Below are 12960 nucleotides of genomic sequence, written 5' to 3' on the forward strand. Positions count from 1 at the left end.
TGTCGGATGTGAAAGATTTACTTGGACTTGAGTTGGAACCTTACAGCATGGCAGTGGAAAAAGGGAAAATAAAAGAATTGGCCATCGCCATTGGGGATGATAACCCGATTTACTACAGCTTGGAGGCAGCCAAGAATGCAGGTTATGATGGCATTCCCGTTCCGCTGACCTTTTTGCAAGTCATTGAATATCATGGCGGATATGGCTTTCAAGAAAAAATGGAAGTATTAAAATTAAACCCAGTTAAAATTTTGCATGGTGAACAAGAGTATGAATATCTTGGCGATATTTATGCCGGGGATGAGCTTCATGTTACGAGTAAGATTGTTCGGGCAGATACCAAAATCGGTTCTTCTGGCGGAATGGATTTTGTTACGGAAGAAACCAGATATACCAATCAAAAAGGCGAATTAGTGGCAATTGCTAAAATTACGTTAGTTCACCGCCATTAAATAGCAGCTGATGATAGGGGAGAAATAAATCATGTATTTTGAAGATTTGCAGGTGGGAGATTTATTCCCAGTTCTGAAAAAAGATCCGATTACACGAGTTCAGCTGGTAAGATTTGCAGGGGCATCCGGAGATTTTAATCCACTGCATACCGTTGAAGAGGTTGGGGAGCAAGCAGGCACAGGTATTATCGCTCACGGGATGTTAATCATGGGGATGTTATCCCAAGGGGTTACAACTTGGATATCACGAAAAAACATTAAGAGAATACAAGTACGTTTTAGTAAAATGACGTATCCTGGAGAATCTATCGAAATTGTTGGCAGAGTGATAGAGAAAAAAGCTGACAACCTCGTGGTAGCTGAAGTACTGGCGAAAAACTGTGAAGGCGATATAAAAGTTTCTGGGATTTTTGAAGCCAAATTGCCATCAAGGGTTTAGTAGAGCAATCGAATTCTCCAAACTTACAACGTTTTTTATTTAAGAACGAAAATCCTTTTTGGGATCTATACCTATAAAAATACAGAAAAATCAAAATAGAGTGGGTTCAAACCGAAAAGCCGTATGGAACCCACAAATCGTTTAACCCAGAGTGCCTTAAAAATATTACATCAGAAGGGGATACGAAAAAATGAACATTTTAGTGTTGATGAAACAAACGTTCGATCCGGAGGAAAAAATTGCGTTCCAATACGGCACCGTTAGTGAAGAAGGGGTAAACTTCATCATCAATCCTTACGATGAATATGCAATTGAAGAAGCGCTTCAATTGCGGTCATTGCACGGTGGTGAAGTAACGGTTATCACGGTAGGAACTGAACGTGAAGAGAATGGGCTGCGAACGGCGCTTGCTATGGGAGCGGATAAAGCGATTATCGTTAATAGCGAAGATTTAAATCTTGATGAATACAGTACAGTTAAAATTCTTGAGTCAATTATTAAAAATCTGGAATTTGACATCATATTAGCCGGTAATGTGGGAGTTGATTATGGCAGTGGACAAATTGGTCCACGCCTTGCAGAGGAACTAAATATTCCACAAGTGACGACGATCACGAAGCTTGCGATTGTTGGAAACAAAGCTGTGATCGAGCGTGACGTTGAAGGAGATATAGAGGTTGTCATGGTATCGCTTCCAGTATTGGTCACAGCGCAACAGGGATTAAATGAGCCGCGTTATCCTTCCTTGCCTGGCATCATGAAAGCGAAGAAAAAGCCAATTGAGCGGATTGAGATTGATGATTTACATATCGAAGCAGTTCTAGAAGTAAAGACCATAACTACCGAGACATTTTTTGCGCCGAAAAAAGGAGCAGGACGTATCCTGGAGGGTGACATCAAAGCTCAAGTTTCTGAACTGGCTGTACTTCTTCGCAATGAAGTGAAGGCAATCTAACACACAGGAGGAAAACTAACATGAGAAAAGTACTAGTGGTGACGGAAGCTAAAGCTGGGAACCTAAGAGGTGTTTCACTGGAGGCGTTGTCAGCTGCACAGCGTATTGCCGAAGGCGGAGAAATAATAGCTGTTGCTTTCGGCAGTGATGCTGTTCATTATGCAAATGTTTTAGGGAAACATGGGGCAAATAAAGTATATATTATAGGCAGCCAAGAACTCGATGTGTATACAACGGATGCATATTCTCAAAGCTTGAGACAGGTTATTAATGAAGTCGAACCAGAAGCTATTTTAATGCCACATACATCAATAGGGAAAGATCTTGCACCGCGCATTGCAGCGCGTTTAGGGCTGGGACTTATATCTGACGTCATTGATGTTCAGGTGGAGGATGATGACGTTATCTTTACACGTCCTGTTTTTTCCGGAAAAGCGTTTGAGAAAAAGAAAGTAGTATCGGGTATCCCATTCGCAACTGTACGTCCAAATAACATCTCGGTGGCAGAAATCAGCGGAACGATTGAGATTGTGCATTTTTATCCTGAGATAAAAGACTTACGGACAATTGTTAAGGAAGTAATACGTAAAACAACAGGCGGTGTAGACCTATCGGAAGCGAAAGTTGTCATCTCTGGCGGGCGAGGGGTTAAATCGTCTGAAGGTTTTAAGCTGCTTCAGGAATTGGCTGAGGTCCTAGGTGGGACGGTAGGTGCTTCCCGTGGTGCATGTGATGCTGAATACTGCGATTATTCACTGCAAATCGGACAGACGGGAAAGGTTGTCACCCCTGATTTGTACATTGCCTGTGGAATTTCAGGTGCCATTCAGCATTTAGCCGGGATGTCTAACTCAAAAGTTATCGTGGCGATTAACAAAGATCCGGAAGCCCCAATCTTTCAAATAGCCGACTACGGTATTGTGGGTGATTTGTTTGAGGTGGTTCCTTTACTAGCGGAAGAGTTCAAAAAAGTACTAGTAAACTCTTAAATAAAATTACAATTGGAAAGGAACTTGTACATGTTTAAAAAGGTTCTTATTGCTAATCGAGGAGAAATTGCTGTTCGTGTAATTAGGGCTTGCAAGGAAATGGGCATATCCACGGTTGCGGTTTATTCTGAAACAGACCGAGAAGCCCTGCATGTGCAATTGGCGGACGAAGCATATTGTATAGGACCCTCGGCATCTTCGAAAAGCTATTTGAAAATTGCGAATATAATTAGCGTTGCTCAATTTACGAATGCGGATGCAATCCACCCTGGTTATGGTTTTCTGGCAGAAAACAGTACTTTTGCTGAAATTTGCGCGGATTACAATATTTCATTTATTGGGCCAGAAGCAGAAGCCATTAATAAAATGGGGGATAAAGCGGTCGCGAGAGATACGATGAGAAGTGTAGGAGTGCCTACCGTTCCTGGAACAGATGGTCTAATTGAAGATCTTGAAGAAGCTGTTACGATAGCAAAGGAAATTGGATTCCCCGTCATTGTTAAGGCAACTGCTGGCGGCGGCGGAAAGGGAATGAGAGTAGCAGAGGATGAAGAGGAATTACGCAAAGCCATCCGTCAAGCCCAAAAAGAAGCAGAAACGGCATTTGGAAATGCTGGCGTGTATCTCGAGAAATACATTGAGGAACCACGTCATATTGAAATACAAATTATTGGGGACATGCTCGGTAATGTTGTCCATTTAGGGGAAAGAGACTGTTCCATTCAAAGACGGCATCAAAAACTTGTTGAAGAAGCTCCGTCACCAGCCCTTGAGCAAGAGATTCGTGAACAGATGGGTGCAGCTGCAATCGCCGCTGCAATAGCTGTTAACTATCATGGTGCGGGGACTGTTGAGTTTTTATTAGATAGGAATGGTCATTTCTATTTCATGGAAATGAATACCCGAATTCAGGTAGAACATCCAGTGACAGAAATGATTACTGGCATTGACTTAATCAAGGAGCAAATTTTGGTGGCAGCAGGCTACCCTCTAACTTATAGACAGGAAGATATTAAAATCAATGGCTGGGCAATTGAATGCCGTATCAATGCAGAAAACCCGGCAAAGAATTTTATGCCTTCTCCAGGGAGAGTTGAAATGTATCTTCCTCCTGGGGGGTATGGAGTACGAGTAGATAGCGCTCTTTATCCTGGATGCGAAATTTCTCCTTATTATGATTCAATGGCAGCAAAAGTGATCGTTTGGGGAAAAAATCGTGAAGAGGCGATCATGCGCATGAAAAGGGCACTTGATGAATTTGTTATTATTGGAATCAAAACAACTATTCCATTCCATCAAAAACTTTTTGAACACGAGAGTTTTGTAAAAGGACAGTTTAACACAAAATTTATTGAAACAAATCCATTACCGTTAGAAGTGTAATTCATCATGTTAACCATGATTAAGGAGAGATAGAGATGTTTAAAATTCAAGAAATTAGAGAAATCATTAGACTAATTGATGATTCGACAGTAGACTGCTTAGAACTTGAAAAGGGAGATACTCGAATTTTCGTTAGAAGAAATTCAATGCTAAATCCTTCTGTAATACAAGATAATAAATCTATTAATCAGGCTATTCCTACTGTTTTGGATGCACCTGTTCTTGTAGCAGCAACCAAGGCGAATGAAATTTCTGAAGCTTCAATTCAAGCAGCAGCGACGAAGGAAATTACTGAGAAAGAAGAAATAACACCAAAATACATGGGAACTGAAACCCTATTAAAAATTGTTTCCCCTATGGTTGGGACGTTTTACATGGCACCAGGAGTCGATGTGGCTCCCTATGTAAAAATTGGGGATAGTGTTGAAAAGTCAACAGTTGTCTGTATCGTTGAAGCCATGAAATTGTTTAATGAAATTGAAGCAGAAATGGATGGAGAGATCGTTGAAGTACTCGTCGAGAATGGTCAGCTCGTAGAATACGGCCAACCTCTTTTCTTAGTGAAGCAGACATCATAACATAATTCGAACAGAGGAAGTGGAAATTCCAATGAGTACAGTTTATGAGAAGATTTATGATCTATGGGATCGGAAAAGTAAGATTGTGCTTGGCGGCGGTGACGAGCGAATTGATACCCAGCATAATCGAGGGAAACTTACTGCAAGGGAACGAATTGATCTATTGTTGGACGAGGATTCCTTTGTGGAATTAAATTCTTTTATCAAACACCGTGCAACCAACTTCGGCATGGATAAATTGGAAAGTCCAGGCGAAGGTGTTGTGACGGGTTATGGTAAAATTCATGGCCGCCTAGTCTACGTATTTGCCCAAGATTTTACCGTTTTTGGCGGTGCACTAGGAGAGATGCATGCGTCTAAAATTTGCAAAATTATGGATTTGGCTGCTAAAAATGGGGCACCGATTATTGGTTTAAATGATTCAGGGGGTGCCAGGATACAGGAAGGCGTTGTTTCTTTAGACGGATACGGTCAAATTTTTTATCGAAATGCCATCTACTCTGGTGTAATCCCGCAAATATCAGTGATCATGGGCCCTTGTGCGGGTGGGGCAGTCTATTCTCCAGCCATTACGGATTTTGTGTTTATGGTGGAAAATACCAGTCAAATGTTTATTACAGGTCCAAAGGTCATTGAAACGGTTACCGGCGAGAAAATTTCTGCGGAGAATCTTGGCGGTGCAAAGGTTCATTCTTCCATTAGTGGCTGTGCACATTTTATTGGAGTTTCCGAACAAGAGGTCTTAGAAGAAGTAAGAAAATTAATTACCTTTCTGCCCCAAAACAATATGGAAAATCCTCTGTCTTTGGAATGCATGAAAGAGGATGATTGGCGGGAAGATTTGCTGGACCTTGTGCCTCTCAATGCAACGAAGGTATATGATATTCGCAAGGTATTAGAGCAAGTATTAGATCAAGGGGATTTTATGGAAGTTCAAAAGGACTATGCGAAAAATATCGTGGTTGGTTTTGGAAGAATTGATGGGAATAGTGTAGGAGTGGTTGCCAATCAGCCTAAAGTAATGGCTGGCGGTCTAGATATTAATTCTTCCGACAAGACTTCCAGATTCATTCGATTCTGTGACTCTTTTAACATCCCAATCATAACTTTTGAAGACGTTACAGGTTTTTTCCCTGGAGTCAATCAAGAGCACGGAGGTATCATTCGTCATGGTGCAAAGATTCTCTACGCCTATTCAGAAGCAACAGTTCCTAAAATAACCGTCATATTAAGAAAAGCATTTGGCGGGGCCTATGTCGCTATGAATTCAAAAGCAATTGGTGCGGACATTGTATTTGCTTGGCCAAATGCGGAAATTGCCGTAATGGGACCGGAAGGAGCAGCAAATATTATCTTTGCAAAAGAAATTAATCAAAGCAGTGATCCGGCAGCAACACGTTCGGAAAAAATTGAAGAATATCGAAATATGTTTGCGAATCCTTATGTTGCGGCTTCTCATGGAATGGTGGATGACGTGATCGACCCAAGAGATACAAGAAAAGTTCTGAAACAGTCTTTAGAGATGCTTAGAACAAAAAAAGAATTTAGACCGAAAAAAAAGCATGGAAATATTCCATTGTAGGATGTGTTCCAATAAATAGGAGGAGAAAAGATGGAAAACAACTTTTATGATATGTGGAAAAATTATTATTCAAAGTATAGTAATCTGTTAGATGATCAAGTAACGAAGGAATTTCCAACACAAGCGATCAGCCAGATATTGGAGATGAATCTTCAATTTAAAAAAATGTTGAATGAAACAACTGAACGTTATTATGAATTTGCAAATCTACCATCAAGAAATGACCTTGCGCATGTTTCCTCTCAGATTGTCAATATTGATGCCAAAGTGGATGATTTAGAAGAAGTTATACAAGAATCCAAGGATAATCAAAAAGATCCAGTAGAACTGCAACGTGAAATAACAAATTTGAAAAAGGATATGAAGAGTCTTGATACAAAACTGAATCAAATCTTAACATTATTAAATTCGCCGAAAGTTACGAATATAAAAGGATCTGTGTAACGGAGCAGTAAATAATGCGATTTGATAATGGCTTTATTTTATCAATTAAATATGGTAAGGGGTGGAGAGTTGTGAACAATCTTATGAAAAAAGAATATGAAAATTTTATCGAAATGGTACCTGAGGAGTATCAACAGATGTATAGACGTTTAAAAAGTGTAACTCAAGTGTTAACGAAGGATGCCGAACCAGAGGTCGGCCCAACCCCGAAAGAAGTCATTTGGACTAGGAATAAAACCAAGCTATATCGCTACATATCAGAACATCCGAAAAAACATAAAACTCCGCTTCTCTTGATTTATGCACTAATTAATAAGCCCTATATTATGGATTTAACAAAGGGTGGCAGTTTAGTTGAATATCTGGTGAATCAGGGCTTTGACGTCTATCTCCTTGAATGGGGAACACCAGGCATCGAAGATAAAAATATGAAATTAGACGATTATATTATGGACTACATCCCACGAGCAGTACGTAAAGTCTTGCGAAAATCGAATGCGGATGCAGTGTCCATTCTTGGTTATTGCATGGGCGGTACAATTACTTCAATATTTGCTGCTCTGCACCCTGAATTGCCTATTCGTAACCTTGTCTTTATGACAACTCCGTTTGATTTTGAAGATTCAGGCCTTTATGGCGCTATGCTGGATGAGCAACATTTTGATATTGATAAAGTGGTGCAAACATACGGTAATATACCACCTGAAATGATTGACTTTGGAAATAAACTACTAAAACCGATGGCAAACATTTATGGCCCTTATATTAGTCTTTTTGATCGTGCTGAGAATGAAAGTTTTGTAAAGAGCTTTAAACTTCTGCAAAAATGGTTAAACGACGGCATTCCATTTCCGGGTGAATCCTATCGTCAGTGGATTCGTGAATTTTATCAAAAAAACAAGCTGATTAAAGGGGAACTCGTTATTCGTGGACGTCAGGTTAGTCTTGCGGAAATCACAGCTAATGTCCTCAACTTATCGGGTGAAATTGACAACATTGCTCCACCGCATCAAGTAGAAGCATTAATGAATCGCATATCCAGTAAAGACAAACAATATATAAACTTACCAGTTGGACATACGTCAATTGCTTTTGGAAGTAAAGCTTCAAAAATAACTTATCCAACGATTGGTGATTGGTTAGAAAAGAGATCAAACTAAACGTAAATACTGTCAAAAAGTGAAGAACTGTTTACAAGTTTAAGTAGATTTTGAAAGCTAAAATCTATTAGTTTAAAAGTATATTATTGAAACCACTCACAGACCCCGGTATTAATATTAGGGCGGTGCTAAACATAACAGGAGGTCTGTAAGGGTTTTCGATTTTACTTGACTTGCCAGAATCTGAAGTTGTCACCATGAAATAACAATTTAAGAGTCGGTTTAGGTATAGGTGGGAATTAGGTTGATTTTTTTAAACTACATTGTTAATCTCTCAGTATTTTGCCTTTTTGTAATTATGCCTCTCGTTATCCGTTCATTTATTAATCATAAGCCAATTAACAAAGTGCGACTTTGGGTCGGTGTTTATGCCGGAATGTTTACCATCATCCTAGTAATGCTATCTATAAAGCAACAAGGATTTGCTTATGATCTTCGATATGCAACAGTCATACTTGTTTTTGCCTATCTTGGGCCAATGGCGGGTATAATTACCGGGGGAATTGCATTGTTGGGAAGACTATTTGTAGGTGGTCAGTGGTACCAAGCCATTATTGGATTTACAATTGTCATGGCTAGTTTTTCTGTTTTACATCTATATATTTCTCGATTTACACCAATAAAAAAAGTTGTCCATCTATTTGGTACTTTTGTGTGTATGTATGTTTTATATGTATCTATCTTTCACATTATTAATGATAATCTACTCTTTCATCTTCAGTATTTACTTTTTATGGTAGTAGGAGTAGTAATTGGTGCCTTACTAATTGAGTCCTATGTCAAACTGTATCAATTAAATTACCAATTGTCATACATGTATAAGAAAGTAGAGGAAAGTGAATCAAACTATCGACTGATCGCCGAGAATACGGTAGACCTAATATCTATTATGGATAAAGAATTTGTTCTTCGTTACATCTCGCCTTCACATAAATATATTTTAGGGTACGAAGAATCTGACCTGACTGGGGTTGAATTATCTGCGTTAATTCATCCTGATGATGTTTGTACCTTAAAAAATAAATGGGATGGGATGTTTGAAATTAAACAATCACAATTGATTGAATTCCGTTTACAACACAAAAATGGGGACTGGATTGAAGTAGAATCCCGTTTTATGCCCGTAAAGGGCGAAGACGATTCCATTGAACATTTCGTCAAGATTAGCCGAGATATTTCTGAACGTAAAAAATCAGATGAAATTCTATTGCAATCTGAAAAGCTTTCTGTTGTCGGTGAATTAGCAGCCGGAGTAGCACATGAAATAAGAAATCCGCTTACAACCATAAAGGGGTTTGTTCAACTTTATAAGAATGAAAATAAATCTACTAAATATACTGAATTACTCTTAAGTGAACTGGATAGAATTGAAACGATTACGAGCGAACTTCTTTCTTTGGGAAAACCACAAGCTGTCCAACTAATTCGTATGAATGTAAAAGAACTAATAGAAAATACACTTGATATACTTACTCCTCAGTTTATTATGAATGATATTCAATTTCATCTGATTGTTGAAGAAACGCCTTTTTATATAACTTGTGAGAAGAACCAATTAAAGCAGGTATTTATTAATATAATAAAGAACGCTATTGAAGCAATGAAAGGAGGAGGTGAAATATACATCAATTTAAGAAAAGGCAAAGATGGCGCATGTATAATTTCATTTCAAGATCAAGGATGCGGTATACCTGAAGAGCTGCTTCCTCGGTTAGGTGAGCCATTTTACACTTTAAATGAAAAGGGAACCGGACTCGGATTAATGATCTGTCATAAGATTATTAAACAGCACAATGGTAGTATTACCTACGTGAGTAGATTGAACGAAGGAACTTTAATTGAGATTACATTACCATCGGTTAGTTAAATGTGTCCTATTAGGAGGAAATGAAATGACTGTAGTTAATAAAATCAAAAAAAATGGTTCATCAATAGACCAATTATGGAATCAAGCGATTCAAAAAATTGATGATTGGGATGAAGGAGAGAATTTTCGAGAGGAAGTTATTCTGCAATCTTCAAAGCGATTGGCTGAAAATGTGAAACAAAATCAAACAAATGTAAGCGAACTCATAAACCAAATTACAAAAGAACTTTTTGAATTGGAAGAAATGTCTCGAGAACAATTATTGACATCAACTACAGGCTTGCACAATCTAACCCTATTAAATTCATTTGAGGAAATTAATAATCAAGTGGATCAAATTAAAAATCTATCATCAGAGCTCTTTAAAAGTCCTTTAGATAATCTATTAAATGGTAATTATTCTGAAACAATTATAAACACACTAGATAAATATATTGATAATAGACGAAATTATCGAAATTTGTATGTGAAAAATATAAAAGAAACATTTTCTATTATCCAAAAAAATCAGAGAACATTCCTTAATTTCTTTACAAATCCATTTGAGAATGTATTCTTTCCTTTAAATAAATATATGGTGCCTTCAAACGAATAAATGAATAAAAAAATTGTGAGAGAGGTGAGATTATGTGGGTATGTAACACACATATGATACAAGCACTGCCATTTTTAGATGCTCCCCATGTTAGGAAAGCATCGTATCAAATTAAGTGTTCCCTTTGTGACACTCTTGCAGTTGCAAAAGTTTATTATAATTACCAAACTTACCATTTTTCAAAACAACCCATGTATTCTATGTCAAAAACTTCCTCGGAAAAATCAGGTTAATTAAAGTGAAGTGTCAAGTAAAACCGCGGACAAAACCGCTATTTTTAAGTAAAGTGGGGGATAGTGAATGCAAAATGTATACTTAGTTGAGGCACTCAGAACTCCGATAGGGAGTTTTGGTGGTTCATTGAAAGATGTAGGTGCTGTACAACTTGCAACGACTGTTGTTAAGGAGGTGTGGCAACGATCTGGTCTTTCGGGTGAAATTATTGATGAGGTAGTACTAGGTAATGTACTAAAATCAGGACTCAAAGGAAACCCAGCAAGACAAGCAGCAATTCATTCTGGGTTACCTGTGTCTGTACCAGCCATTACCATTGATAAACAATGTGCATCTGGATTGCGAGCAATTACATTAGCCTATCACCAAATTCTTGCAGGAGATTCAAATGTTGTGATCGCAGGGGGGACAGAAAGTATGAGTAATGTCCCACATTTGGTGATGAATGCAAGGTGGGGGCAGAAACTGGGAGATTTACGGACAGTGGATGCACTTTTTCATGATGGACTTCACTGTGCATTAGAAGGTTACCATATGGGTAATACAGCTGAAAATTTAGCAGAACGCTATCAAATTTCCCGAGAGGAACAAGATGTTTTTGCCTTAGGAAGCCAGCAAAAAGCTATCAAAGCTAAAGAACAAGGTAAATTCGAAAAAGAAATTATTCCTGTTGCTATTAAAAGCAAGCATGGTTCCACTCTATTTACGGAAGATGAGAATATAAAAAATACTAATCTGGATAAATTACTAACTCTTAAACCAGCTTTTAGAGAAAATGGGTCAGTGACAGCTGGAAATGCTTCGTCATTGAATGATGGGGCAGCTGCAGTCGTTGTTGCTTCTGAACAAGCTGTAAGGGAATACGACTTAAAACCACTTGCCAAAATACGTTCTGTTGCTAGTGCTGCTGTTTCTCCTTCTATCATGGGTATTGGACCAGTCCCGGCGACACAAAAAGCCTTAACGAGAGCAAATCTTACTATACAGGATATTGAATTGGCAGAGCTAAATGAAGCATTTGCAGCACAAGTGCTGGCAGTAAATAAGGAATTAGGTTTGCCAGAGGAGATTATTAATGTTAATGGAGGAGCAATAGCATTAGGCCACCCCATCGGATGTTCAGGTGCTCGGATTGTGGTTACCTTAGTTCATGAATTAAGACGTCAAAAGAAACAAATTGGATTAGCATCCTTATGTGTAGGCGGTGGACAAGGAGTTTCAATCATTATTGAAGCAATATAATAGAGAATAGAACAATAATGAGAATGTGTTGGTTTGAAGATTCGCTTTACCGATAAACAATAACATTACCAAAAAGCATCAAACTTTAAATTAGGGTTGATGCTTTTTTATTTTTTATAAATAAATCAACTTATTGGTAGATATTAAATTTTACAACAATTTTTAGGTAACGCTTTTTCTAGTGTGATGGACTATGAGGATATAACAGAGTTAGTAAAAAACCTAAACTATGAAAAAGGAGCTACCCTAATGGGCACTCCTTTTTGTATACATCATCAATTGGTTTTTCATTTAAAATGATGGGTCTCTGGCTATTAAACAAAAAATCCAAAACTGACTTTTACCTAAGTAAGCCATTTAAATCATATTATCCAAATACCAATAGTTCTGGAGAAATTGTAAATGATGCTTCGGTTTTTTCCATTACATCCGTTACTGTAACACCGCTCGCTGTTTCAATGAGTACCATTCCTGATGGTGTAAAATCAAATACAGCAAGATCTGTGATTAAACGGTGAACGACTTTCTGTCCAGTTAATGGTAGAGTGCATTCTTTTTTAATTTTGCTTTCACCGGACTTATTTACATGCTCCATAATGACTACTACTCGTTTGGCACCGTTAACTAGATCCATTGCTCCTCCCATTCCTTTGACCATCTTTCCAGGAATCATCCAATTAGCAAGGTCACCGTTTTCGGACACTTCCATGCCGCCGAGGATAGCTAGATCAATATGGCCGCCACGAATCATCGCAAATGACTCAGCGCTATCAAAAAATGAGGATCCAGGGACAGTGGTAATCGTTTCTTTTCCTGCATTGATTAAATCTGGATCTTCTTGACCATCGATTGGGTATGGACCAATACCGAGCAGACCATTTTCTGATTGCAATAATACATTTATATCAGTAGGAATTTCGTTTGCTACTAAAGTTGGCATTCCGATTCCAAGGTTGACGTTCATTTCATCTTGAATTTCTTTCACCGCTCTTTTGACAATGGTTAAACGTGTATCTTTCATTTTTTTCCTCTCCTTTAAT

General features: G+C 38.3%; 13 protein-coding genes. 12 read left to right on the forward strand and 1 reads right to left on the reverse strand.

Going from position 1 to position 12960, the window contains the following annotated elements; genetic code table 11:
• The first annotated feature begins 8 nt into the window (after window positions 1–8).
• The 12 genes from QNH48_RS10705 to QNH48_RS10760 all read left to right on the forward strand — a co-directional run bounded on the left by QNH48_RS10705 (window position 9) and on the right by QNH48_RS10760 (window position 11920).
• Window positions 9–452 carry a MaoC family dehydratase N-terminal domain-containing protein gene (locus tag QNH48_RS10705; RefSeq protein WP_283955740.1) on the forward strand — a complete coding sequence of 148 codons (444 nt, stop codon included), beginning with the start codon at window positions 9–11 and terminating at the stop codon, window positions 450–452.
• A 31-nt stretch (window positions 453–483) separates the two neighbouring features.
• Entirely contained in the window at window positions 484–891 is a 408-nt protein-coding gene (locus tag QNH48_RS10710; RefSeq protein ID WP_283954869.1) for a MaoC/PaaZ C-terminal domain-containing protein, read from the forward strand.
• 190 nt (window positions 892–1081) lie between these two features.
• Window positions 1082–1846, forward strand: coding sequence for an electron transfer flavoprotein subunit beta/FixA family protein (locus tag QNH48_RS10715; RefSeq protein WP_283954870.1), 765 nt, complete (start codon window positions 1082–1084; stop codon window positions 1844–1846).
• A 20-nt stretch (window positions 1847–1866) separates the two neighbouring features.
• On the forward strand, window positions 1867–2835 hold the full coding sequence (locus tag QNH48_RS10720) for an electron transfer flavoprotein subunit alpha/FixB family protein (RefSeq protein ID WP_283954871.1): 969 nt from the start codon (window positions 1867–1869) through the stop codon (window positions 2833–2835).
• Between the two features lie 30 nt (window positions 2836–2865).
• Window positions 2866–4218, forward strand: coding sequence for an acetyl-CoA carboxylase biotin carboxylase subunit (gene accC, locus QNH48_RS10725; RefSeq protein ID WP_283954872.1), 1353 nt, complete (start codon window positions 2866–2868; stop codon window positions 4216–4218).
• A 35-nt stretch (window positions 4219–4253) separates the two neighbouring features.
• Window positions 4254–4796, forward strand: a complete 543-nt coding sequence (accB, locus tag QNH48_RS10730) for an acetyl-CoA carboxylase biotin carboxyl carrier protein (protein ID WP_283954873.1) — start codon at window positions 4254–4256, stop codon at window positions 4794–4796.
• Window positions 4797–4827: 31 nt separating this feature from the next.
• Window positions 4828–6378: an acyl-CoA carboxylase subunit beta gene (locus QNH48_RS10735; protein ID WP_283954874.1), complete on the forward strand. Its 1551-nt coding sequence runs from the start codon at window positions 4828–4830 to the stop codon at window positions 6376–6378.
• Window positions 6379–6408: 30 nt separating this feature from the next.
• Window positions 6409–6822, forward strand: a complete 414-nt coding sequence (locus QNH48_RS10740; RefSeq protein ID WP_283954875.1) for a hypothetical protein — start codon at window positions 6409–6411, stop codon at window positions 6820–6822.
• A gap of 83 nt (window positions 6823–6905) precedes the next feature.
• Window positions 6906–7982 (forward strand): class III poly(R)-hydroxyalkanoic acid synthase subunit PhaC, encoded by a 1077-nt coding sequence (gene phaC, locus QNH48_RS10745; protein WP_283955741.1) that lies wholly within the window; start codon window positions 6906–6908, stop codon window positions 7980–7982.
• A gap of 244 nt (window positions 7983–8226) precedes the next feature.
• Window positions 8227–9849, forward strand: a complete 1623-nt coding sequence (locus QNH48_RS10750) for an ATP-binding protein (RefSeq protein ID WP_283954876.1) — start codon at window positions 8227–8229, stop codon at window positions 9847–9849.
• 25 nt (window positions 9850–9874) lie between these two features.
• Window positions 9875–10444, forward strand: a complete 570-nt coding sequence (locus tag QNH48_RS10755) for a hypothetical protein (RefSeq protein WP_283954877.1) — start codon at window positions 9875–9877, stop codon at window positions 10442–10444.
• 300 nt (window positions 10445–10744) lie between these two features.
• A complete protein-coding gene (locus QNH48_RS10760; RefSeq protein ID WP_283954878.1) occupies window positions 10745–11920 on the forward strand; it encodes a thiolase family protein in 1176 nt (391 codons plus the stop codon).
• A 367-nt stretch (window positions 11921–12287) separates the two neighbouring features.
• Here QNH48_RS10760 and QNH48_RS10765 read toward each other — a convergent pair whose 3' ends face one another.
• Window positions 12288–12941 carry a 3-oxoacid CoA-transferase subunit B gene (locus QNH48_RS10765; protein WP_283954879.1) on the reverse strand — a complete coding sequence of 218 codons (654 nt, stop codon included), beginning with the start codon at window positions 12939–12941 and terminating at the stop codon, window positions 12288–12290.
• Window positions 12942–12960: the final 19 nt, after the last annotated feature.

The organism is Neobacillus sp. YX16, assembly GCF_030123505.1.
Lineage (GTDB): Bacteria > Bacillota > Bacilli > Bacillales > Cytobacillaceae > Neobacillus.